General features: G+C 44.6%; 17 protein-coding genes and 2 pseudogenes. 9 read left to right on the forward strand and 10 right to left on the reverse strand.

Annotated elements, in window-relative coordinates:
• The first annotated feature begins 410 nt into the window (after window positions 1-410).
• Window positions 411-944 (forward strand): pentapeptide repeat-containing protein, encoded by a 534-nt coding sequence (locus tag RID09_RS19675; RefSeq protein WP_446337615.1) that lies wholly within the window; start codon window positions 411-413, stop codon window positions 942-944.
• A 90-nt stretch (window positions 945-1,034) separates the two neighbouring features.
• Window positions 1,035-1,970: a CHAD domain-containing protein gene (locus RID09_RS19680; RefSeq protein ID WP_446337616.1), complete on the forward strand. Its 936-nt coding sequence runs from the start codon at window positions 1,035-1,037 to the stop codon at window positions 1,968-1,970.
• A 14-nt stretch (window positions 1,971-1,984) separates the two neighbouring features.
• Here the strand turns inward: RID09_RS19680 and RID09_RS19685 are convergent, their stop codons facing one another.
• Window positions 1,985-3,010 carry an outer membrane protein assembly factor BamB family protein gene (locus tag RID09_RS19685; RefSeq protein ID WP_446337617.1) on the reverse strand — a complete coding sequence of 342 codons (1,026 nt, stop codon included), beginning with the start codon at window positions 3,008-3,010 and terminating at the stop codon, window positions 1,985-1,987.
• Window positions 3,010-4,113, reverse strand: a complete 1,104-nt coding sequence (locus RID09_RS19690) for a phosphotransferase (RefSeq protein ID WP_446337618.1) — start codon at window positions 4,111-4,113, stop codon at window positions 3,010-3,012. Before RID09_RS19690 ends, RID09_RS19685 begins: the two co-directional genes overlap by 1 nt.
• A gap of 709 nt (window positions 4,114-4,822) precedes the next feature.
• Between RID09_RS19690 and RID09_RS19695 the strand changes: the two genes are divergently transcribed.
• Window positions 4,823-6,250, forward strand: a complete 1,428-nt coding sequence (locus RID09_RS19695) for a hypothetical protein (RefSeq protein ID WP_446337619.1) — start codon at window positions 4,823-4,825, stop codon at window positions 6,248-6,250.
• A gap of 88 nt (window positions 6,251-6,338) precedes the next feature.
• Here RID09_RS19695 and RID09_RS19700 read toward each other — a convergent pair whose 3' ends face one another.
• Window positions 6,339-7,484 carry a response regulator gene (locus RID09_RS19700; RefSeq protein WP_446337620.1) on the reverse strand — a complete coding sequence of 382 codons (1,146 nt, stop codon included), beginning with the start codon at window positions 7,482-7,484 and terminating at the stop codon, window positions 6,339-6,341.
• 354 nt (window positions 7,485-7,838) lie between these two features.
• Between RID09_RS19700 and RID09_RS19705 the strand changes: the two genes are divergently transcribed.
• From RID09_RS19705 to RID09_RS19720, 4 genes are all read left to right on the forward strand, one after another.
• The gene (locus RID09_RS19705) at window positions 7,839-8,711 is read left to right on the forward strand and encodes an alpha/beta fold hydrolase (RefSeq protein ID WP_446337621.1); all 873 of its coding nucleotides are present in this window, start codon (window positions 7,839-7,841) and stop codon (window positions 8,709-8,711) included.
• Between the two features lie 340 nt (window positions 8,712-9,051).
• On the forward strand, window positions 9,052-9,387 hold the full coding sequence (locus RID09_RS19710) for a hypothetical protein (RefSeq protein ID WP_446337622.1): 336 nt from the start codon (window positions 9,052-9,054) through the stop codon (window positions 9,385-9,387).
• Window positions 9,388-9,717: 330 nt separating this feature from the next.
• Complete coding sequence (locus RID09_RS19715; RefSeq protein WP_446337623.1) at window positions 9,718-10,032, forward strand: hypothetical protein; 315 nt, start codon at window positions 9,718-9,720, stop codon at window positions 10,030-10,032.
• 520 nt (window positions 10,033-10,552) lie between these two features.
• On the forward strand, window positions 10,553-14,143 hold the full coding sequence (locus RID09_RS19720) for a GAF domain-containing protein (RefSeq protein WP_446337624.1): 3,591 nt from the start codon (window positions 10,553-10,555) through the stop codon (window positions 14,141-14,143).
• Between the two features lie 256 nt (window positions 14,144-14,399).
• Here the strand turns inward: RID09_RS19720 and RID09_RS19725 are convergent, their stop codons facing one another.
• The 3 genes from RID09_RS19725 to RID09_RS19735 form a co-directional block, all read right to left on the reverse strand.
• A complete protein-coding gene (locus tag RID09_RS19725) occupies window positions 14,400-15,494 on the reverse strand; it encodes a ParA family protein (protein ID WP_446337625.1) in 1,095 nt (364 codons plus the stop codon).
• Window positions 15,491-16,684: an ATP-binding protein gene (locus RID09_RS19730; RefSeq protein WP_446337626.1), complete on the reverse strand. Its 1,194-nt coding sequence runs from the start codon at window positions 16,682-16,684 to the stop codon at window positions 15,491-15,493. Before RID09_RS19730 ends, RID09_RS19725 begins: the two co-directional genes overlap by 4 nt.
• Window positions 16,685-17,242: 558 nt before the next feature.
• The gene (locus RID09_RS19735) at window positions 17,243-17,872 is read right to left on the reverse strand and encodes a CatB-related O-acetyltransferase (protein WP_446337627.1); all 630 of its coding nucleotides are present in this window, start codon (window positions 17,870-17,872) and stop codon (window positions 17,243-17,245) included.
• A 328-nt stretch (window positions 17,873-18,200) separates the two neighbouring features.
• Here RID09_RS19735 and tftA point away from each other — a divergent pair, with 328 nt between their 5' ends.
• Window positions 18,201-20,828, forward strand: a complete 2,628-nt coding sequence (gene tftA, locus RID09_RS19740) for a hormogonium tapered terminus morphoprotein TftA (RefSeq protein WP_446337628.1) — start codon at window positions 18,201-18,203, stop codon at window positions 20,826-20,828.
• Between the two features lie 65 nt (window positions 20,829-20,893).
• Here tftA and RID09_RS19745 read toward each other — a convergent pair.
• The 4 genes and pseudogenes from RID09_RS19745 to cobU all read right to left on the reverse strand — a co-directional run.
• Window positions 20,894-21,928 (reverse strand): annotated as a pseudogene (locus tag RID09_RS19745) (adenylate/guanylate cyclase domain-containing protein); the annotation flags it as partial.
• A 90-nt stretch (window positions 21,929-22,018) separates the two neighbouring features.
• Window positions 22,019-22,783, reverse strand: a pseudogene (locus tag RID09_RS19750) (DAHL domain-containing protein); the annotation flags it as partial.
• 383 nt (window positions 22,784-23,166) lie between these two features.
• Window positions 23,167-23,748: a hypothetical protein gene (locus RID09_RS19755; protein ID WP_446337629.1), complete on the reverse strand. Its 582-nt coding sequence runs from the start codon at window positions 23,746-23,748 to the stop codon at window positions 23,167-23,169.
• Between the two features lie 54 nt (window positions 23,749-23,802).
• On the reverse strand, window positions 23,803-24,357 hold the full coding sequence (gene cobU / locus RID09_RS19760; RefSeq protein ID WP_446337630.1) for a bifunctional adenosylcobinamide kinase/adenosylcobinamide-phosphate guanylyltransferase: 555 nt from the start codon (window positions 24,355-24,357) through the stop codon (window positions 23,803-23,805).
• A gap of 197 nt (window positions 24,358-24,554) precedes the next feature.
• Between cobU and RID09_RS19765 the strand changes: the two genes are divergently transcribed.
• Window positions 24,555-25,274 (forward strand): hypothetical protein, encoded by a 720-nt coding sequence (locus RID09_RS19765; RefSeq protein ID WP_446337631.1) that lies wholly within the window; start codon window positions 24,555-24,557, stop codon window positions 25,272-25,274.
• Window positions 25,275-25,321 lie beyond the last annotated feature (47 nt).

Genomic DNA, 25,321 nt, shown 5'->3' on the forward strand with positions numbered 1-25,321 from the left:
TAGTATGTTCTGCTATAGCGGACGTCTATCATCCCTGTAGTTATTTAGGCAAAACCATTACCCTTCTCCCCGATATCTAATCCCATTTATTGGTAACATTGACTTAATATTCACCCCTGCCAACCTCCCCTGACTAAGGGAAGATGTCGTAAGCGGTGGGGTAGATAAAGTGCAATTTTATACAGAATTGGGATAAATCCCTTTCTTTTAGCAGAGGGCGTTATAGTCTCCGGTTCGAGTAAAATAGCGACGTAGATCACAGTGGGGAACAAATTAGAGTCACGCAGGATGGGGGGTTAAGTTACCTCTAAAGCGGATTAAATTCACCCAAAAGTAGGACATTACTCAATTAATCGTTCAGCCCAATACCTGAAGATTAACTATGTTCAATTTATCAGGAAAAAAAGGCTATGCAATCCTCTGATCGAAATATCCTTAACCAACACCAATCCTCGGCGTCGGCTAGAAAGCAAGAGTTATTTAAGAAACTCGAACGGATCAGAATAGTACCCGATCGCCTACTGGAGGAGTATGGGGCGGGAGAACGGGATTATCGGGGATTTAACCTCAGCAACTTAGAGTTAAACGGAGTAGATCTACAGAGAATCGACTTGAGTCAGGCAAATCTTGAAGGTATTATTTTAGAAAAAGCCAATTTGACTCGGGCAAACTTCAGTAGAGCTAACTTATGTCGGGCGAATTTACGCCGAGCAGATTTGATTTGGGCAAATTTACATTGTGCTAACCTACAAGGGGCAAACCTGAGAGGTGCGGATTTAAGTGGCGCAGATTTGAGTGGCGCAGATTTGACCGATGCGGATTTAGGGGGAGCAATACTACCCGACGGAACGATTGTTTTAACCAGTGAACAGTCAAGTCTGTTATGTAGTAGGCTGAAGAAATTGCCGCAAGGGAAACCACGTAGGATATATGTTGATATTTAATTCCCCCTGCACCTGGAGATCCCCCTGCTTCCCTATTCCTGGCAGCATTGTCAGCTTACTCTAATTCCCAGCGCGATCGCACACTTAACCATGGCATATCGATTAAAGGCACACGAATCTATATCTCAGGGAGTTCAGCGCATTGCTTACGAACAGATTGACAAAGCATTAGCCCAATTATTGGGTCAAACCGATGATAGCCAAGAGGAAGCGGTTCACGATGCTCGTAAGCGGTTGAAGCAGCTACGAGCCTTAGTGCGCTTAGTTCGCGATGAAATTGGTTCACAGACGTACCACCAAGAAAATAACTGTTTCCGAGATGCAGGGCGATTGTTATCGGATGTGCGGGATGCTCAGGTAGCGATTGAAACCTTAGATGATTTAACCGAACATTTTGCCAAAATTATCTCAGCCAATGGCTTTAAGGAAGTGCGTCAAGCATTAGAAGCCCGCAGTCAATCCATTAGTGAACGGGTTTTGGCAGAAAAAAATGCTCAAGACGATGCCATTCGGATGATTAAAGAGGCGCGGAAACGAGTTAAGCATTGGTCAATTAAAAGTAATGATTGGTCAACCATTGAGTCAAGTCTCCAGCGTGTCTATAAGCGAGGGGATAAAGGATTAAATTGTGCCGTTAAGCAGCCCAGCGTTGAGACTTTTCATGATTGGCGCAAGCGGGTGAAATATCTTTGGTATCACCTGCGAATTCTCAAATTAGTTTGGCCAGATTTTATGGATCAAATGGCATCCGAGACGAAAGAGTTAGCCGATTATCTAGGGGATGATCATGATCTGGCGATGTTGCGCCAACTGCTGAAACACGAACCCAAACTAGCTCGCGATCGCACTCAACTAGACGCCCTATTGGGTTTAATTGACCGCCGACGACTACAATTGCAGCAATCTGCCCAGTTTTTGGGACGACGCATTTATGCGGAAAAACCGGGAGTGTTTGTTGAGCGGATTGGCGTTTACTGGCAAGTTTGGCGATCGGAACTTGAGCAGCCAATTCCGGCTCAAAAGTAGGTTCATGCGTTGCGCTAGCTTCGCCCTAAACTCATCAGATTTCCATCACAAACCACGTAAATCGCATCATCAGCTACCGCCAACAAAGACGTAATCGGCGCGGGTGCTTCCCACTTCCATAACTCTTCACCCGTCGCCGAAAGCTCAAGCAGAAAGCAGGAAAACTCACAAAAGTCTTTGTACTTATCCCACTCATCCAGGGTTGGACTTTGGGCGATATAAACTTGTCCTGCGGTTCCCACAGAAATTGCCACCGGAGTTTTTGATATCGGGTATTCCCATAACATCTCCCCTGACTCCGTTACTGAAACAACCGCTTTTTTCCCATCCACTCCGGCTGTAGCAATTAGCGTTAATTCACTATCTGGAGACTCAAAAACTGTCAACGAATCCATAAAAATGCGGTATCCAGAAGGCAGAATCCAAGGGCAGACAGTACAATGTTCTTTATTAAGCATGAATAGCTGATTAATGCCGTAGCCAACAACAATTCTTTTTGCGTCAGCCCTCCTCATGGTTAAAATTTCCTCTGAAGGCGATAACTCATCCCATGACCCCCGCTTAGAGCCATCATCAACAGCATAAGCCATCACACCCTGAGTGCTGGTAAACACCCAATCCTCAACGACAACAGGTTGTATCCAGATTGCCTTTTTATCCGTTGGAGCCGACCAACAAAGCTCACCTGTTTGATAAAATACATTTAACTGATTATCCCAACCGTGGTATATTAAGTGGCTTTTTGTTACCGCCGGGATGGCATAAACAAAGCTATTGACGGGAATCGACAATTTTAGCTCTCCTGTATTAGGCGATCGCACCGTTAACTGCTTTCCACCATCACAGATGCCAACAATGTCCCCAGAAGGCGCAACCACCATTTTACCGATTGGATGTTCAAATCTTAGATGCCAAAGCATTTGCCCCTCAGCCGTAATCGCCACCATCTGATCAGAATCGGATACCAAAACCAGATTATTACTAACTACTAAACTCTTGACCTTACGAAAGGGCAGAGGTACTGAAAAAGCAATATTCATTATTCCTCTAGTAGTTTTACTATAAGTTGCAGATTGTTATAGATAACTCGTTCATCATCCGTCGCGATCGCCTTCATCAACTCACCCAACCCAGCACGAACTCGAAAAAATTTCACCGCCGCTTCTGGCATTTCCCCCTGGTATGCATCAGCAAAAGCCTGCTGTAACTGCTCAACTTCCTCTAAAGACACCCCATAATTAACCCCAAAATTAGCCAACTTTTGATAAAAATTGCCATAGTCCCGCGCTGGCGCACCAATCGGTTCTCCCCCCTCCCCCATTGAATAGTGCATTGTGGGTGTATCAATCGCCGTTAGTTGTTCACTTGGCTGATCCCAAAAGAAATTCCCTGGATGCGCGTCACCGTGAACAAAAGAAGCTTGTCCAGGGTGCGCGATCGCATCATTAACTACCTGCTCAATTTGCTCATGCGGCCAGGATTCATCTAAACTTAACAAATTGCCCTCACGAACGATTGTAGATAGTTTCCCTGCAATCTCCCTTACCGCATCAACATGTCGCTCCAAAAACATTTGAGGGACTTGTCCGCCACGCACCGAATGCAGTTCACTTAATGCCCGTGCATTACCCTTTACCGCTTGCTTTGTCCGTTCCATCTGTGTGCTACGATTCTCTCCAGTAGCAGTCCCTAGCCGTTGCAAGTAATCATCAATTGCCGCCCCAGGCGCAACCGAACTCACCAAAACGCCCAACTCTCCCGCCTTTGCCACACCCAAATTCTGCGGCGATTTAATCACTTCAAACTTTTCCTGCTCAAACCGCTTCAAGGCGGATAATTCCCGGGCAAATTCCTGGAGATTGGGAAAAAGCTTGACTGTCGCGATAGACTGACCTTGGTCATCGAACAGAAAAAATACAGGCGCACCTGAAACACCCGTCGCCCCTTCCTGTGTCAGTTCTTTAATATTTTTCAGGTTAACTTGATTTGGATTTTTGCCAACACGAGTAGCCGCAAACCGGGCTAACTCGTCCCGACTCTGACCAATTTGAGGTAGCTGACTGATTGACTGTCCGCCAGTCCTTACCTTGCGGACGCAAGTTTGTATAGCTGCGATTTCCTTTTCAACAGGGGGAAAGTGCAAGTTGAGTTAATTGATATGCCGGGATGGTCGGTAAAATCCGCCCCTACACCCCTTTGTAATACAAATATTTCCATTTCCGGTCTATCTGTCTTACACCGTCTCTGTGTAGGAATAACTGAGAGAACTCACAACCCTTGTATTGTCTATATTACGTTTATCGCTGCCTATAGCAATATGTTTTAATTTACCACACACTGTTTTGTCTTAGCACTAAAGCTGTAATACTACAAGCATCTAATTGTGCCGACAACTTTATGAGCAGCTAATATAAAAAATGAAATTATAGCACATCAATGCAATTACTAATAATTTTTTAAGAAAACTTTTTTCGCGAGTATTTACTTAAGTATATTTTTAGCTATTTTCACAATTACCTCTTCTGCCTAAAGGTGGAGAATATCCCCGCCCAGAAAAACGATTATCCATTTTTAACGGTTTTTCGCCATTTTTAGGCAAATCACCCTTTTTAGGGTTAAAACGCTATATATAATGCTTTTTGCTCTTAAATTCTCTATATATAGCGCATTTGCGCCTTCTTTACCTAAATTCCCAAGTCAAAATGAATCATTTTATATAAAGAAACCATAAAGTAATGCTTTGGTTTTTTTAAGCAATGATGAACTTTTTTTCAGTCGTTAGAAAAGGGTTGCACAAGTTTAAATGAATTAGTTAATATGCTATTCAGAACGAAAAAACCAGGGAAACTTGCATGTCAAACTCTGCTTTGCCTCAAGATAGTCCAATGCACACCGCTTCAAATGCGAGCAAAACACTTAAGAAAACAAAGCAAAAGATTTTAATTGGCACGCTTGCCGTATGCATTGGTGTAGTAGGTTTAGGAGGAGCTGGACTAGCTTATCGACAGACCACTCGCTATAAAGTCAGCGATGCAATTCAGGTTAATCTCAAGGAATTATCGAATACTAAATATCCAGCCAACACATCAAGTTTAAGTAAGCAATTCCGACGCTATAACGACCGGACATTAACCGTTGTCAAACGAGATGATACCCATTTCGATTTTGTCCTAGAGCCGAATAACGACCACACGGCTAAAATCGTTATCAAAAATATTGACTTAAGCCTTTTAACTCCAAAAGCACCAGAATGGGTCAAAAACGATGAAGGGTTAGAAGTTATTGCCTTTACTGACCGCGAATGGAACCGCCAACAGATTAGTTTTCCGGCTGACTCCGAACATATTGAAATTAGTGGCGGCGATGGCTTTGAAAAAGAAAACCTCGCTCAAGTTGCTTTGGCAAATAATTGCATCAATGGTGGATTATGGGAAGTTATTCTAACCGCCAAAGAGGATGGCGATAAAGCCCTTTACTACCAAGGATGGTTCGACTTTCCCTTAGGATATTACAAACAAGTCTTTGAAAAAGTCAACAATATATCCTATTGGAAATACTGGCGACGCCTAGAACATTGGCAAGATCCCAGTGGCACCGTTGTCAAGACTGATTTGCTGCGAGATGTCATCAATGAGCAAGAGGTTCAAGCCGATTTCCCCCTTGATGAAAAAATAATTGCTTCCGGTGAGCAAATCCGTAAAGTCAGAACAGTTCTCGCGAATAATTTACAAACCTGGGGCGATTTTTATAGCGGTGAACATGAGATTCAGTTTGGCTCTTTTGTTCCCCCTGGATACTATAATACAGATAAACCCTGGGGAAATGAATACTGGCGCATTGGTCAATTTGACAAAGCCGTTCTTCGGAATATTGATCCGGTAGGTGTCGATGAAACATTACAGGAACTGGAGTTGACGTTCACGGATACGAAAACCGGGGAAGAAAATAAGTTGTTTATCAGTGGCGTCAATATCAAAGACCTGCCGCAGTTACCTGTAGACAACTATAATAAGGGGTTGTATATGCCTCTAGGGATTGGTATCCCTCCTTTTTATCAAGACTACGAAGAACTGAAAGCCAACCATCCGGATAAAAGTCCTTATTTCAGCGTATTACTGGATTCTAAGGGCGGGTGGATTGACCATCACAAACTCGCCTTAGATGGCGTTGTCATGCATCTTGATCAGGATAATCCCGAACTCTTGCATCTGTACTTCTTATCTTACGAAAGGATGACCCTAATTGCCCATTTCAAAATTGATGTGAAATCTCTCAATTAGTCACTTGTTGTTGTATAGCAACCACGGGTATCGGTTAAGACACATCAGTAGAGACGTTCCGGCGGAATGTCTCTGTTTGCTAACTGACTTACCCCAGATGTTTCTGCACCATGTCCAACAATTCTTGGGCTTGAGGTGGTTTCGCTAAAAACCCTGTTGCACCTACAATCTGAGCGCGAGTCCGGTCAATTGACGTATTTTTAGCCGTCAATATAATAATGGGTGTCTTTTTAAACACAGGAGTTTCTCGCAGAAACTTACAAATGCTATAGCCATCAGCATTGGGCAAAAGTAGGTCAAGTAAGATTAAGTCTGGCTTGTATTCAATAAGTTGGGAAAATCCTCGCATCGGTTCGGGAATACTCAACACTTGATACCCATTGGGGACTAAAATTTTTCTTAAGGTGAGCGTTAACACCGGACTGTCATCAATGCAAGCAATTAAAGGCGTTTTGTTTCTGAGTGGAGTCGGATTGACTTCCGGTGGTTTTCTGTCGGCGACTACCGGAGTATCTACAACGTTATCCTTAGTCCTTGGTAAGGATAAATCAGGAATTTCTTTAAATTTGAGCATCCCTTGCTTAACCCAATCCGTCAAAGACTGAGTGACATCAATTATGGATTTATTTAGCTCAATAGCAATATCCCACAAGGTTAATTTTCCGTTGAGATACTTGTCTTCAATCGGCAACTCAGAAGTGTCTGCTCCCTCTTGTAAAATAGGAGCTAGAGTTGGGCTAAGGTGACTTAAGCCAGCCGCTTGCCATTGTTGCTGCATTTGCATGGCTGTACCCAGAATCGTTTGTATTTCGTTGGTGGATAAGGCGACAACCTTGCAAAATGTCGATATCGCTGTTTGGGTAGGTTTCCAGTCGCTGTTTAAATCCGGGTAAGGACTAAGTTCAAATAAACATTCTTGAACTAAACTGCGAATGACTAACTTGGCTTGAATCAGGCTGAGTTGTTTTTTGCTCAAGCCGCGATCAATAAGCTGACATTCCCAATTATGATTGTCTGAAAACTGGGAGTAATCATCCCTCCAGTTCCAATTCGCTCGATGCTGCCTTATGGCTCTGTTCCAGCGCCTCACTGGATGCTGTTTACTCTTGGGATAAAGTAATTGACCCCGAACCAGGTAAAGCGTCCAAACTGTCTGAGCGTTTTGTAGAATTAGCTCGCCATTACCATGTTTACTAAAGTTGTTTAACTCTTGAATTAGACGGGTTAAATTCATTTTTAATAATTTTATAAATAAAAATTAATGTCAGGGTGCAAGCGGCTCCCCTACATCATCAACTAGATGTTCAGGTCACTTATGTTAATCTTTCTGTAGAAAATCAGCATCTGATTCGATGATGGAACCGATGTTCTATAAGGGTAGATGCTTGCCTTGAAATGTAAATGCCCTCTCGTTGACTCAACGGCGCGATCGCGATCAGAAAAAGGATGAATAATCTGAGGCACCTGTATCTGCTGCTTGAAAGGATTTCACCATCTGCACCATCTGAGTTGCAGCTAGATACTATGTCTGAATATAAACTAACCTACTTAGTTAAGATCTGTCTACTTGTCCCCCATCGGCACAGTTATGTTTGAGCAATTTACCCAGCACCGGATTTCTACCTCAGATGCCACGATTAATCTGGTGATGGGTGGCGAAGGATATCCTCTGTTACTACTTCATGGTTATCCTCAAACTTATGTAATGTGGCATCAGGTTGCGCCACTTCTGTCGCAACACTTCACAGTGATTTGTTCAGATTTGCGCGGCTATGGTGACAGCGATAAACCCACTTCTGATCCAGCCCACCTGACCTATTCTAAACGGGTAACAGCCCAAGACCAAGTAGAACTGATGGATATCCTGGGTTTTAAGCGCTTTTTTGCCGTCGGGCACGATCGCGGCGGACGGGTGTTGCATCGCCTCCTGCTTGACCATCCTGAGCGGGTTGAGAAGGCGGCGGTTTTAGATATTGTACCCACCCGAACTATTTTTCAAACGGTGGATAAAGAGTTAGCCACAGCTTACGAACATTGGTTTTTTCTGATCCAGCCGAATAATTTTCCGGAACGACTGATTGGTGCTGACCCAGAATTTTACCTGAAGACCAAGATACACCAATGGAGTGCGACACAGGCGGGGTTTACCGAGGCGGCGATGGCGGAATATATTCGCTGCTTTAGCCAACCTGCTGTGATTCACGCCACCTGTGAGGATTATCGCGCCGCCGCGTCCATTGATCTAGAGCACGATGAGGCAGATATTGACCAGAAGATTCAATGTCCTCTGTTGGTGCTATGGGGCGCAAAAGGTGTCATGCAACGCCGCTATGATGTCTTACAAACTTGGCGCGATCGCGCGATCGATGTTCGGGGTCAGGCGTTGGACTGTGGTCATTTTCTGCCAGAGGAAGCGCCGCAAGAGACAGCGAAGGCGTTGCTGGATTTTTTGGCGGAATGAGAAAGATGGGGTACGGGGGTACACAGGAAAATTTTTTCAATTAGCACTCACCAATCCCTAATCACCCATATTGGTGATTAGCCTATTGCCGAGAAGGGTGCAGATTGACTATCATGCTATTGGTGTATTACGTGTTTTACGCTATCTTACGGTTAAGTACGCTTTCAGGGTCATCGCAATGGCATAGAAAAGAAACCCTCTTTTTGAGAAAAACTCAAGCCAGAGGAGCTATCTTCTCTAGTCCGTTGCGAGTAAGTGCATCTACGACACCAAATTGAAGAGTTCCACCTTGACTACACCCATTGGGTGTACAACTTAACCTTTTTATTTAAGGTTTTTTTTGACAAAACAGTTATTGAATTATCTGTGCGAGGAGTTTATTTTGGCATTCATCCGACTCGCCGATTTGATCATAAATATGGACTATGTTGCTGCGGTGACGTTCAGCACCTACAACGGATTGGGTGAGGGAAACGAGATCCCGGTTGTTAACATTTGTTTAGCAATTCCAGAGGGTTCCCTAGATGGTCAAACTGCAGATGGTCAAACTTCATCATGTGCAAGGGATTGCCAGAATTGTCAGGGTATAGAAAAGCTGGAATATGAGAATGATTTAGCGATCGCGATTTGGAACTACTTTACCCAATCAAGTGAGGTGACGGTTCTGTTTGAGTAATGTCTAAGGGGTGGGTGAGGAGGGGAAGTGATGGGGAAATTCTCCCTCATCTCCCCTGCACTCCCCTGTCCAAGTTTATGAAGACTCGATAAAACCTCCAAGACTTTGTTGCTGATACTCGTGTAGTTGCCCTATGATAAGGAAAGTGTATTACAAGTTATACGACTGTCTTACAGATTCAACCAGATGTGGGAATGAAAGCCTAGGGTCTGCGATCGCTCACCTTTATTGCTTCCGTTCTCCTCAAGGTTGGACACCACCAGGGTAATCTATCGTTTTCGCTTCAAATCCCACTATTCCTGAATGTGGTGTTTTTTAGGTACTAGCGCTATGAGTTCATTCAAATCCGAAAACCAATTAAGTCAGATCAATCCCTCAACCCCTGATACTGTATCTTCTGAAGAAGTGCAGCAATTTGACCTAGAAAATCAATTAGCAGAACTTGCCGTTCCTTTAGCCCAAGCCTGGAAAGACAATCATCCAGAAGCGCAACCCGCATCAGAAGTAGATTTAGATGTTTGTACGTTGGCGGTAGCGATTGAAATGGCGATCGCCGGGGAAGCTGTTGGTGGTCCCATCGGCGCTTTAATTTCCTCTGGTGGGGGTGTAAAGGCGGCTAGTGTGGCTTGTAGACGAGTGCTTTAGGCGTCGTATCTCATTGGTCAATTGACAATTGTTAATTGTCAATTGTCAATTGTCATTTTTCATTCGTGAATTAGGATTCAAGCAAAAAGTGTGGGGTTTATTTTTGCACACCCCCTGAGGATAAACATCTGCCGTGTTTTTTACACCAAAGTCACTCGGATATCCTTTTTTTTAGGTCTAGTTTTCTAATGATGTAAGGCTGATATAGCATTTCCCGTGTTGATGAGTGGGAGAGAGGAAGACAGGGGAAAGTTGAGCCGTTGTATTTAGAGCCAGCCTACAGAGTTTCGTCTGTCAATGTGGCAACGGATTTGGTCACAAATATAACCAATGAAGTATAAGGCTGTTTTGAGTTTTGAGTAGGGGTGCGTTTCAACATTATCGTTTTTTGACCCTGATGTTACTCAACCTATTCTGAGCCAATACCATAATTCTTTGACGTAGCTTGCTTCTCGAAGAGCGAGTATGACAATCAACAATCAAAAATCCAAAAAGACTCTCATTTCAAGGACATCATTTCATGGCTACTCAGTTTGATCCACTTAACACTTATAACTCTCAATCCCATGAACTCACCGAAGACGCTTTGAATAGAGGGTATCAAAAAAGTGCAACGAATTATCCCCACAGTCAACTCCCTTTAGAACCCGTTCCACCTCCAGGAATGACGCCTCCAGAAGGGGCTAAACAGCCTTTCGTGTGGCGTACTCTTTCCGGAGGCTACAATCAGTTGTCATCCCAACCCAGTACTCCCCTGCGGACTCAGTTATTACAAACCATTTTACCGGCGGTACTGGTTCCCCTGGCATTAGCCGGATTGGTGACATCTGGAATTATTTCTAGGCGCAGCCAACAACAAACTGAGCAGTTATTACAAAATGAAGCATTGTTAACCAGTGATCTTGTCAATGAGTTGTTAGCCGAAGCCGAAAAAATACCGGCGATTGTGGCAAATAACCCGTTAGTTATTAACGCGGCTAAAAATACGGCGACAGTGGCTCAAGAAGAAGGACTGCCGACAATTCCGATTGAACAGCTTGAACAAACCTTTGCCACGAATAAAATTGTCCAACTCAATCCATCGCTGAATAGTTATCTTCAGAAAACGGCAGAAATTGGCGAATTTGCTGAGTTATTTTTCACCGATAAGCACGGGTTTAATGTAGCATACAGTCAGCCACTTTCGGACTTTGTGCAACGGGATGAACAATGGTGGCAACAGACTAAAACGGGTGAGGGTCGGTTGCTCGAACCGACGTTTGATCAATCGGCAAATACCTTTGGGATTGAACTGAGTCAAGCGATTACTGATCCCAACTCTGGGGAATTTTTGGGTGTGGTCAAAGGCGTCTTACCCGCTACAGTGTTCGCGACGGTGCTGAATAATTTGCTCTCAGAACTACACCGGGTTGATTCTCAAATCGTACAGCTTTTAGCCCTAACAAACGAGGGTAATGTCACCGTCATTCATAACGTGGGGATTAAGGATGAACAAGGTCAGCAGACAGTCGTAGGCGGTGATGCGATCGCGCAAGGTGTCAAAATGTTGCTCGATAGCGCACAGTCTCAGAACTCTGAGGCGGAATCGGTGGTGAGCAATTTACCATTTAAGGAGCTAACTATCGAGTCCGTCCCCTCTCAGGTTGGCGATTCCTTAAAACGTGCCACTTTTACCTACGCGGATCGCCGTTATCTTCTCGTCCCCGTTCCCAAAACCAACTGGGTAGTTGCAGTTTCCATGGAACTAAGTGATCTCCGCAAAACTGGGTCTCAAGCCACGTTGACCTTTTCCTTAGCGTTTCTGCTCTTAGGCGGTGCGATCGCGGCAACCCTGTTGTTTTTAGCCCGTCGCTTGGCAATGCCCTTAAAACAATTGGTTGGCGCGGCTGAACAGATCATCGGTGGGGATCTCAATGTGCAGGCTGAATCCGTGGGTCCGACAGAAACCCGCCTCTTGGCACAAGCTTTTAATAATCTCGTGACCAGCGTTAAAGGATTATTATATCAGCAATCAGCAGAAACTCAACAGGCAGAATTATTTACCAAAATCGCCATTTCCCGCGCTCGTACTGAACGAGACTTAGAGGAAGTTTTCCAGACTGCTGTTCAAGGAGCGTTACAAATTCTGAGCGTTGATCGGGTGGTAATTTATCGGTTCCAACCCGATTGGCGTGGATACATCTCCAATGAAGCCGTCGCTCCCGGTTTTATTCGGGCTTTGGGGGATAAAATCGAAGACGCTTGTATTGGGGATGCTCTCATCGAAGCTTACCAAAAAGGACGAGTCGTACCCACCAATAATGTTTTTGAAGCGGGTTTCCATCCGGATCATCTCCAGTTAATGGAACGGTTACAAATTAAAGCCAATTTGGTAACCCCGATTCTCAAAGATGAGCAGTTATTTGGTTTACTCATTGCTCACCACTGTAATGCTCCCCATAATTGGCAGCAGTCGGAAATTGAGTTTCTCAAAAAGTTAGCGATTCAAGTAGGTCTTTCCTTAGACCGGGTGAACTTCTTGGTGGAGAAAGAAGCAGAAACCGAACGGGCGCAACAACTAAACGAAATTACGTCAAGTATTCGGGAATCTGTGACCGTGGAAGAAATTTATAATGCCGCGATTACAGGAGTTCGCAAAACGATGAAAACCGATCGCGCGATCGTTTATCTGTTTAACGAAAACTGGAAAGGAACAATCAGGGCTGAATCTGTGGCAGAAGGCTTTCCCAAAGCCTTGGGCGCGAATATTGCTGACCCCTGTTTTGCGGAGCAATATGTGGAGAAATACAAGCGGGGGCGAGTCAAGGCGATTGAAGATATTCACAAGGCGGGTTTAAGCAAGTGTTATTTGGGTCAACTCGAACCCTTTAAAGTCAAAGCTAATTTAGTCGCGCCGATTTTGGCGTATGGAGATCTTCACGGCTTGTTAGTGACTCATCAATGTTCCAGTACCAGAGCGTGGCAAGAATCAGAAATTACTTTCTTTAAACAGGTGGCGATTCAACTCGGTTCAGCCTTAGATCGTTTAGATTTCTTAGCCCAAATTGAGCAATCCCGTCAAAAAGCTGAAAACCTAGCAGAGGAGCAACGTCAACAAAAAGAAGCCATTCAAATGCAATTAGTTGAACTGCTCAATGATGTAGAAGGAGCAGCCAGAGGTGACTTAACGGTACGGGCAGAGGTAAACATTGGTGAAATTGGCACCGTTGCTGACTTTTTTAACTCGATTGTTGAGAACTTGCGGCAAATTGTAATGCGGGTACAAGAGTCAGCGCTTCAGGTGAATATGGCGGTTGGGGAAGACGAGAAAGCGATTCACCAACTGGCAGAAGCAGCACTGAAACAGGCAGAAGAAACAACTCAGATTTTAAATTCTGTCGAACAAATGACCCAGTCGATTGAAGAAGTCGCAGAGAATGCTCGCCAAGCGGCTATAGTTGCTGGTACGGCATCCAATACTGCACAAATGGGTCAAGCCGCGATGGATTTAACGGTAGAAAATATCTTAAATCTGCGGAGTACGATTGGTGAGACAGCGAAAAAAGTGAAGCGTTTGGGTGAGTCGTCTCAACAGATTGCTAAGGTGGTATCTATCATTGAGAAAATTGCCCTACAAACCAACTTACTTGCTATTAATGCCGGGATTGAAGCAGCACGGGCTGGTGAAGAGGGTCAAGGCTTTGCTGTTGTTGCCGAAGAAGTGGGAGAATTGGCGGCAAAATCGGCAGCGGCGACTCAAGAAATTGAAGAGATTGTCGAGAGTATTCAACGAGAAACAGCGATGGTGGTTGAGGCGATGGAACAAAGCACCAAGCAGGTGGTAGAAGGGACACAGTTGGTGGATGATGCGAAAAATAGTTTGGGTCAGATGTTAGAGGTATCCTATCAGATTGACCAATTGGTGCAGTTAATTTCTACGGCTACGGTGTCTCAGACTCAAACGGCTCAAGCAGTGAGTAGTTTGATGTATGAAATTGCCATGGTTTCAGCCCAAACCTCAGATTCCTCAACGAAGGTGTCGAATTCACTGCGGAAAACGGTGGAAGTGGCGCGAGAGTTGCAGGCGTCTGTGGGGACATTTAAGGTTGATTCGCAACAGGATTATGAGTAAGGTTTGCTTGGCGGTGTAGGCGCTACTTGTAGGGGCAATTCATGAATTGCCTCTACCAGAGTGTTGGTCAAGTAAATTGTCGGAGTAGGTTTAGGGATTCAAGCTAGCTTGTCACCAATAACTGCACAACAAAAGCCGCCCAGAATTTAACCGATGTTTCCTGATTGGTGTTATATGTCTAAGTAGTCGGACTTTGATGAAAATTAACGCTGGGGATCGTCCTTAATCATACTCGTGAAGCGCCAAGCAAGCTACGTCATTTTTCATTTGTAAGGGTTTGAGGATTGTTTACATCACTTAATAGAGTTGGGGTTATTTTCACTTCCGTTCGTTGTGCGATCGCACGAGCCAATTTTTCAAATTCTCGGTAAACATTCCTCACTGCATAAGTATGAGCGCCAATCGCCCCGTCAGCCGGTTTGAGGTGAAAGATAGGCTTACGGGCTTCCTGAGCCATGGGCATTAAACTCTGATAGTTTTTTAGCAAGGCTAAACAATTCGGATCATCGGCTACAGAAATAGTATGAGTCAGCGGCTGATTTAATACATCTTCATGATAAACCGTTGGGATACGAGCAATCCAACGGTTGTACGCTTTCACTGGACGATCTAATCGGGCTGAATGTTGCAAAACAACGTACCCAATTGGCTGCATTTTGCCTTGGGGAAGCTGTAAATCTGTGGCTAAACTCTTCTTTCCCGGAGAACTTGTTTTAGCTAGTCTCTCTTGCCATTCTTCGCGCCATGTTCGCAAGGTTGGACCCAGATTCCGTAACCCTTGCAACGAAAATAAATCTGGTGACAGAGGAACAACTACATAGTCGGCTGAAATTAGCGCCGCCCGATTGATCGCCCCCAAATTAGGACCCAGATCTAGTAATATAACATCAGCCTTATGAACTAAAGCAGCGTTTTGCATAATTCTCCAGAAGGCAGACATAACGCGAAACGCTCGTTCTTGACCCCCTCCACCTAAACAATTGGGCCACTGTGCTGAAAGCTCATCTTCAAAACCAGAAAGATATAAGTCTCCGACTAAAAGCCCTAAGTCTCCTCCAAAAAGCGATAACTGAGCTTCTTCAATGAATTCCAGGTAGGGATTATCAATATCACCTGTTCCTTTTAATAGCGGCTGTATACAATCAAAAACAGTATGAGCATCCTTGCCTAACCAAAGCTCTTCCAATCGCTCCTCGTCTAGAAATGCAGCCGTTAGATTTGCTTGAGGATCGAGATCAGCGGCAACAACTCGCAGCCCCATATCTTTATACATCCAGGCTAAGTGATAAACTAACGATGTTTTACCTACACCGCCTTTGTTATTGAAAAACGCAATAATCGTTGTGTTCATGGTTTTTTCTTAAGTGTGACTAGCAGATGGGCGTCTTCGACAACGAATTCTAAAGGTGGATTGCCGTTTTTTTGCAGTTCTTTGCGTGCTAATTGAATCCCCACTCCAAATCGCTGCACATAGCCTAAGTTCTTCATCGCTTCGGCTAAGTGAGGATTGCGGTAATCGGTTACACCGGGCTGACCAAAGTTTTGCTTAGTCACTTGACCAAAAGGACCACCAGGATTTTGGATCTCGATACGATCATTAAACCAGGTCATCCGAACAGGCGCGTATGTTCCTTCATAAGTGCGGTGCATCACGGCATTTCTTGCGAGTTGTTGTAGCGCAACAATGGGATAATCAGGCTGTCGCATTTCAATTGGCTGGGCGGTGATATCTGTGGCTACGGAAATATGAGCTTGAAGCGTTGCGTCAAGTATTCCGAGTAAATCAGTAAGTGAACCGCCAATTTCCTTCTGATCTTTAATAGGATCTGTTAATTCACTGCCATCAATACGCAGAAATTGAATATAGGCACCCGGAATAAATTGTCGTGGATCACTACCAACGACTAAGACACCCAATACTGTTGGTTTGGGCTGGGGTTCAACTGTGGCAAAGCGCATTGAGGTGAGTTGTTGCTCAATAGAGCGTTCATTTTCTTCGAGGATATCAATCGCTAAAGATGAAGGTAAATAAACGCGACGAAATAAGTCTAAATCTAGATCATCTAAGCTAGCCGATGGTAGAGGGAGAATATCAAAAGGTAAATCCTTTGCCCGTCTTTTTTCCGCTAAACGACGCTCTTCTTGTTGTGTAGCCGTTGCTCGGCGTGGACCCACCCGTACCCAAACCCGTCCATTGAAGCGCACAGGTGGATCATCAGATGGTTCTACGATGACAACCACTAATTCACATCCACTAATCGTTCGTTTCTGGACAATCATGCACGGAAAAGGCAGGATATTTCCATCAGATCGCATATCGGATAGCGTGAGCAGGAGTTGGTCAGTAATTAGCAAGTTTGCACAAGTTCCGTCATTATTAACACCAATAAACAGAACTCCGGGTTGCTGGTGGTTGGGTAAGTCATTGGCAAAAGCACAAATAGCCTGACGAATGATATTTCGGTCAGATATTAAAGCCTTACGTTCCACCCGATCCGATTCCAGATCATTTAGCAGAGTTGCCAACTCCTGATCATTCATTCAGCCCTCCTTAGTAATACTTTCAGCTTAACTTGTAGTTTCTATAGTAGTAGTCTTTGGCAGATACTGCTTGAACATCGTCTGCCCGTTCCTAGGAAGTATATTAAAGTAAGTACAAAAGTCTCAAGTAGATTGGGTAGAGCGATAGCGAAACTCAATCCGTTACACGGCTTGCGTTGGGTTACTCTTTGAGAAGGCTGACGCTCCTTACGTCGCTATCGCTGCGCGTCACGCCTACGTTGCAAGAGCTAAAATATTCTCCAACTCTTACCACTTGCGTCAAAGAATTGTTGCATTAATTTACTTGAGTGGATTTTTTGATCCCAAAAGGAAGAAGAGAGTCACTCTCTCATGTAACTCTCTCTAGTCCTAAAGGTACATCTACTACTCTTATAATCGCCTTGAGGGGTGAGGGGTGTCACACCCAGTTTTGGATCAATAACTGATAGCGTAAAATTGATCCTTTATTCCTTAGCAGGAGAATATTGTACGCGATCGCACTCGACGAGAATCCCGCTGTCTTGAAGATGCTGGGGTTCTAATTCCCCTAACCGTTAGTCATACCGCTTCACGTAATGCCTGTATATTTGAACCACAAATTGCTTTCAGATTACGGGTAATCTTCTCAATATCCCAGTTCCACCATTGCATCTCTAACAGTTCAGCGATAACATTATCGTCAAAACGCTTACGGATTACTTGCGCCGGATTTCCCCCCACAATCGTATAAGGTTCAACAGAGCGAGTTACTACTGATGCGGTGGCGATTATCGCCCCATCCCCTATATGAATACCTGGCATAATTGTTGCTTCATAACCCATCCAGACATCATTCCCAATCACCGTATCCCCTTTGTGGGGCCAGCTATCAGGCATGGCGACTTCCCATCCGGAACCAAATATCGGAAAGGGATAATTAGTAAACCAATCGGTGCGATGATTCCCCCCATTCATAATAAACTTTACATCTGAAGCAATCGCGCAAAATTTGCCAATTAATAGCTTATCACCGACAAAATCAAAGTGATATAAAACATTCCGTTCAAAATTTTCTGGATTCTCAAAATCATCGTAATAGGTGTAGTCACCAACGATAATGTTAGGATTATTGATAATGTTCTTGAGGAAGACTAACCGAGTTTGGTCGGCTAACGGATATTTGTTCTGGGGAGATGGTCCGTGAATCATAAGTAACCCTTTGGGATTCTGGCGACGGGACATCATTACCTGGACATAAATTCTGGCAAGTTGTACTAAGAAATGTTAACAAATGTTAAGTCCTTACTGTTTCCTGTTCCCCGATCTCAAACCGTCAATTTTAATTGGGTCTGACTCCTTAGATAACCTGGATTCGGTATAGCGCGATCGCAGGTTCAGAGTCTATTTCTTAATCAAATCTTAAGAGTTCAACCCTTAACTTTAATTCAATCTACTCTAACCTCTCTTAAACAAGAAATTCCACAACGCACTATAGTAAAATTACTACAATTGATCCAAATTATTTTATGAACAGCCAATGGCTTTAACGCTTAAAATATTTGCAGATACCCTCCTCAAACAGCAACCTGTCGATAGTAGTCAAATCTCTAACCCTGAAGACCTGTATAGTCTGACCAAAGGGACAGAGTTAGAACTGCACAGTTGGGACCCTAAGGACGGAGAACCCCACCATATCCGGGTGGCTTTTGCCAAAGTCCTGTTTAACAACAAAAATACCTGGTACGCCTTCACCAACCATATCCAGATTTGGGACGGCGAAACCGTCTTGCTACCCCCAGTGTCTCCCCCGGGTTCTACCCAAACCCTGTCTGAGGTGCGTTCTTGTTCCACTCATGTCGTGCGGGGACTGGATCAACAGGTGATTGATGAGATGAACTTTGTCACGCCTGACATCCTGGTCAGTTTTGAAGACTTGAATGTGCGCCTGGGACAAGCGGTGTGGCCCTTCCTCCAGCCCGCTGCAAAAGCAGCCATGGGGCGGGCAATTCGCGATCGCGGTATTCCGCTAGTCATCAATTCCGCTTATCGCACCATTGCCCAACAGCTCATCCTCTACAATCACTATCGAGGAGGTCGTCGCTGTGGGATTCAACTCGCCGCCCGTCCGCCTCGCAGTAATCACCAAAGTGGTTTAGCCGTCGATATCCAAGATACCGATGGCTGGCGACCCTTTCTCGAACGACATGGCTGGCGATGGTTGGGTCCGAGGGATTATCCTCACTTCGACTATATTCGCGGCGGACGCGACATTCGTAGCCTTGCTGTGCAGGCGTTCCAACGGGTTTGGAATCGATACAATCCCCAAGATCGGATTGCCGAAGATGGAGGCTATGGACCATCAACCGAACGGCGACTGAATCGGAGTATTATCGGCGGTTTTGGGGAAGTCTGGCAGGGCTTTGAAATCATTAAGTTGACAAGTCCCTACATGCATGGTAAAGATGTCCGCAAAATACAGAAAGCATTAGCAGATGCCAAAATTAATGTTGGGGTAGATGGCGTGTTTGGACCAGGAACTCAAGCAGCAGTGAGGCTGTTTCAAAAGGCAAAGGGCTTGATTGCCGATGGTGTGGTTGGACCGGCTACCCTGGTGCAACTGGGATTTTTTGGCGCACCTGTGGTTATCTCGCCACCCAAACCAGAACCCAAACCCACTCCAGAACCAGAACCCAAACCCTCTGAACCCCCAACTCCACCCGCAACCTCTGTCAGACGCATCTTGGTTTCTGCGGGTCATAACCTTAAAGATCCCGGAGTCGTGGCGTTAGGCACCACAGAAGCCCAGGAAATGATTCTTACCCGTAACGCCCTAGTGCAGGAACTCCAGTCACGAGGGGTTAATTTCCTCATCGTACCCGACGACCTAGATCTTGCCGGTACAATCAAATGGATCAACGAGCGCGTCCTGCCTGGGGATGTGGCGATAGAATTGGGTGGCAATGCTTTTAATGGTTCTGTTCGAGGGACTGAAGCTTATTATATTGACGGTAACGAGGAACGCAAGAAAGATGCTCAGTTAGTCTTAGAAGCGTTCTTAAAGAAAGTCCCCGAACTGCGTTTACCGGGAAAACCGCTCTCACGGGGCGTTAAACCTGATACCTTGAGTGCCAAAAATCAGCTTCCCTTTTGTCGTGAAGTTGCCGCATCATCTGTTATCTTCAATGTCTGCTTCCTAGACAATCCCGAAGACTTAACCTTACTCCAAGAAAACCGCGATCGCTTTGCTCAAGGTTTAGCTGATGGCTTGCTGCAATGGAGTGGTCAAACGGCAAAATCGGATCAAACTTCACCCCATTTCCAACTGATTAATATCCAAATTCAAAACTATGACCATGACGAAAAAGGGCTTCTGGTCAATGGGAATTCCTATATTCCGGCGGATCTGGTAGCGAATTTAGGTGTTGATCTGACTGTGGAATCGGATATTCGCCAAATCAGTTATGGCAATATCGTGTATGTAAAAGCAGTTGATCTCCAGCCCTTTAATATCTCCGTCGGCTGGGATAATGATACCAGAACGGTATTACTGAATACAGCGACTCAAACCGATCTGGATCAGTCTGACAAGATTATCTGGTTTGGCAATGCTTCAGAAGAAGATTTAAAAGCCTTTCTCACCAGTAATAATGAAAAGGCACTTGACCAGTTCCCCGACATCCATACAATTTACATTGAAGAGGCGGAAAAAGAAGATGTTAATCACGACATAGCCTTTTGTCAGATGTGTCTGATGACCGATTTCTTACGCTTTGGGGGTTCATTACAACCGGAACAAAATAATTTTGGCGGTTTAGGGACAGCCAATAGTGATCCGGCGGGTGCATTTTTCCCCGATATCCGCACAGGTGTGAAAGCTCACATTCAGCACCTAAAAGCCTATGGAACAACGGCGCCCATTGAACATCCGCCCATCGTCAGCCCTCGGTTTCAGTTTGTCTTACGCGGGAGTGCGCCTTCTGTGTATGACTTGAGTCGGCGCTGGAGTCCTGATCCGGAGTATGGGAATAAGATTATGGCATTGGTGCGACGTTTGCATGGAGTGGTGTCTAATGTTGAAGACACGCCTCAATCCTTCTTTATGCGTTTGAGTCATACGGTAGCGCCAATGGAGAATAACGGAAGCGATAGTCCTTGTGCGCTTTAACATTCGCTGTCTTCTCGCCTTGGGTTAAACCCAAGGCGAAAAGCTCAAGTCGTCTAAAGACGACCTTATTTAATCTTCCCTTTAAGAAAGTAAGTCATCATTTTTCCTTTCCCTTTAACTTGGATCATACCTCGTTCTTCAAATAAATATTTATCCTGTAACTTTTTATACGTAAATTCAGTAACTTGAATTTGATCAGGGAGTCCTTGAGATTCCATGCGTGAGGCGATATTAACCGTATCTCCCCACAGATCATAACTAAACTTTTTGATGCCAATTACGCCAGCAACAACGGGTCCTGTATTCATACCAATGCGAATGCTTAAGGTCTGATTATTCTGGTTATTAAATTTAGTAATTACCTGTTGCATATCCAGTGCCATATTCGCAGTGGCTTCAGCATGATCGGAGCGGGGAGTGGGTAATCCACCCACCACCATATACGCATCACCAATCGTTTTAATTTTCTCCAACCCGTAGCAATCACTCAATTCATCAAATGCAGAAAAAATCCGGTTGAGTAATTCAACAACTTGCGCTGGTGGAAAGCGAGCCGATAATTCTGTAAAGCCAACAATATCAGCAAACAAAACCGTGACTTCCTCAAAATTATCGGCGATTGTACTTTCGAGTTGTTTCAACCGTTGAGCAATTACTTTGGGTAAAATATTTAACAGTAGACGTTCGGCTTGCTCTTGTTCATAGTGTAGCGCTTCTTGCCACGCTTTACGTACCGTAATATCTTCTACTGTTCCTTCATAATATATAAAATCACCGTGGCGATCGCGAATGGCTCTTGCCTTCTCCTCAATCCAGATTTTGCTACCATTCTTGCGGTAAACTTGCGATTCAAAATCTGAAACTGTTCCATATTTTTCGAGGATACGAATTAATTCATCGTGACGGTTGGGCTGAACGTAAAGCTGTCGATTCAGGTTAGTTAAATTTGCACATATTTCTTCCGCAGAAGCATAACCATAAATAGTAGCTAACGTTGTATTCGCACTTAAAAAGCGTCCACTGGGAGTAATTTTAAAAATTCCTTCGACTGAGTTGTCAAAACTACTGCGATATTTTTCTTCACATTTTTGAAGTTTTTGGGTTAACTCTTTAGTTTTTAATGTAAACAGAATAAATAACGTGGCGGTTATAACACCAGAAACGGTATAAAATAAAATACGGTAAAATTGAGTATTTCTTAAAGATAGTTGATAAGAACGGTGATAAATTTGCAGGAGCTGTTGACTCTGTTGATCAGTGGGCAATTCCAGAATTTGCATCACCAGACTATCAACCTGAGATTCATGGGTCACAATAATTTCGGCATAGATTAGGGCGGTATCGAGTTCAGAAATACTTAAAGCAGAAGACGCTGCCAATACAGCTGCACGTTGCCGAATTGCTGCCACTTGTCTCTGAATTTTTAAAATTAATTCATCATTGGGAGACAGAGTATAAATTAAAACATCGTTCAATAGAGGATTTAATCGATTGATCAAGTCATCAGCCTTTGGTTCCGCTGCGGCTTTATTAGAGAATTCTTGAATAGTATTGGGCAGAGAGGTTAAGGATTGATTGAGAATAGTTTCTTTTTTGATTACTTCTTGGATTAACTCTTTCTTGCGCTCAAATAGTGAGCGATTACGTCGTAAAGCCGACTTAATTTTTGGTTCATGCTGGCTATTGACAAAATTAGGAATATTTTCTAGGGTATGGTGTAATTTCTGAAGTTGCCTTAAATCATTAAGAATAGTTTCATAATCATCCAAAGAATCCTGTTGAACCTGCAAGATATCCGTATTTAAAGTTGCGCTAGTTTCTTGAAGTTGGTGTAAATTTGACAGATAGTGATGGTGTTGAGTAGAATTAATAGCTTGAGCTTTAATGAATAACATTACCCATAAAAAAGCTCCGCCTGCGGCAATTCCTATATTTCGCATAGCGGAGAACTTCATAAGCAGCTCAATGTCAATCGACTTAACAGACCTTACACCCAAACAGGCGACTCGATCGGGATAGATATCCTATCCACTCCTTTCAGGAGGTGAACGGGGAAACAAAGACATCGTTTGCTCGCACTTTGCTTGCCATCACGAGCCATCAGCCGGAAAACTGCTCCAGCTAGGATATTGGCTCGGTTTAGGTTATGTCTTGTTGGATACCTTCGACCTAGAGTCGGCAAAACACTTTAAGTTCAATGTAAGCTCTACTTAAAATAACTTCCGGTTCAAATCCAGTCCGGAAGAGTTACCCAGTGCAAGGGTGTTAAGTTTGATTGAGAACTTTAATCACTAGCAGATTTGTGCTTACCAGATTGCCAATGAATTGTGATCCGAATTTACTGGGTATCGGTAGGTTCTGTAGAGGTTTGAGGTAACGGACAACAAGAGCGATCGCGCACCAACCGCATATAGTCTTTTTGATTTAACGATTCTGGGGGACGAGAAGATTCTCTTGTCTGATTTTTTGGATCGGGAGAACGATCGCGATCGCCACCCTCTCTATTTTCCCCGTGACGAAGGCGTTGGTGAATCGCACTCAAGCGATTCTGAGTATTGATCGGTTCTCGCGGCGTGGGTAAATCCGTATTGGGCCAATTGGATAAATCGTCACAGGTGCAAGACTCTGGCGGTGATCCCACGTTGAACATAGGAACGGGCATATCACAGCGGGAACAGGGTTCAAGGTCCCACTTTGATGTCAACAATTCACAAACCGTTTGACTGGTTCCTGTGAGATAACAATCCCCGCTTTCGGGTGAAAGTAGATATTGCCAGAGTTCCTCAAACTCCTGACTATAGCGATCGCCAGCAATGATTCGCTGCGGTTGCAGCACGTTTTCACCATTGCGGACGACAACTTTTTTGCCAACCTGAAACCAATAGGCTAGGTAACGTTTGACTTGCTGTTCAGATGCCATAGAATATATTAGACCTCAGCAGCGATAGCTGCTTTATTATTACCGTCTGTATTTCTATGGTAGCGATTCCCGTGATAGCGGTGATCCCAGGGTGCTGAGATTAAGCAGATGACCGCCCGTAACCAAATAAACGGGGTTTGCCATAATACCCAACTGACGCACGACTTGACCGAGGCGATCGCGAAAGGTTCTGCCCATGGGATAAGCTGGAACCACACCCCAACCTGTCTCTTCAGCAACCAGAATTATGGTGGCTGAGGTTTGGCTGACAAGGCTCAAGAGGGTGTCTTTCCTATACTGCCAACTAGAATCCTCTTGTTCTAGGCAATTGGCGACCCAGGTTCCCAAAGAGTCAATTAACAGACAGTAATTCTGTTGATCCCACTCCAGAATTGTCTGTGCTAATTCTATCGGTGTCCACATCAATGTCCACTCAGCAGGGCGTCTCTGTTGATGCTGCTCAATCCGGGCAACCCATTCCAAATCGTTAGGATCAACCTGTGCCGTTGCCACATAAACGACCTGCTTATCCGTCTGTTGGGCTAACTGTTCTGCCCATTCACTTTTTCCAGAACGTGCTGGACCTGTGACCAGGATAAGCTGACCCATGGGTAGTATAGTTCCTGCGATCGCTTTCGTCTGCCATGATCGATTTTACTGGACAATGACCAAAAATTAGCGATTTGCCGAATCCATTCCCGGATTGGGTTAAAAATTGAATAAGTGGGTGGCAATGTCCCAAAACCAAACCCTAGGGACTTCATCTGCTGCATTAAGCGTGATTTTTGCCCAGTGGCATCAGAAACATGAAACCAGAACTGCAACGGATCGAAAGCACTCTATCTCAGTTAGCCCAGGATGACAAAGCCTCATCCACGGCTGTGGCGTCCCCAACAGACTCAACTGACAGCAATGCCCGTGACTCCGCCAAAGGAAAAGAGCCTTCATTTTCGATTAGTGTTACGCCATTCCCGGCTCAAAAACAGCAAAGTAAAACTCCTACACTACCTAAACTTAAATCCGCTAGCTTCAGTGAACATCGCCATAGCGCCAATCCCGCATTGGCAATGAACCTGCTTAAAGAAATTGAAGAGATTGTCTCAGGTTGGCAGAACCAACTGCACACGATTGTGCGCCAAATTCAAGATATTTATATGGATGGACCCATCGTTGAGGGTTGGTTAGAATCTCACGCCCGTCAACCTGAAGCTGATCACCCAGGAGTACGTCGTGCTGAGGTGGATCGACTCATGGACTATGTAACCCAACCGTGGCATCAATCTGATACTGATACTCATGTCACCTGTGAATCCCCCCGTGCGGGTTATCGCCTTTGTGGTTTGGATGCTGATGGGCAGTTTTGGGTGCGTATCTGTCCTGCGGATCAAGTCCCTAGCGTTAGTTTAGCGATCGCGCGTTATCAGAAGCTACGACAGCTACTGAGTCGCAAAAATGATCTGGAAACGCGCCTAAGCCAGCTTGCAGAAACCCTAGCGGTGTTGCATGCTCATCTCGGTAACGATTGAGGGTTCAACAGAAAGTTGGCAGGTTAGTGAGTGAGGAAGCTATAACA

The sequence above is a fragment of the Coleofasciculus sp. G1-WW12-02 genome (assembly GCF_040219735.1).
Taxonomy (GTDB): Bacteria; Cyanobacteriota; Cyanobacteriia; order Cyanobacteriales; family Coleofasciculaceae; genus Coleofasciculus.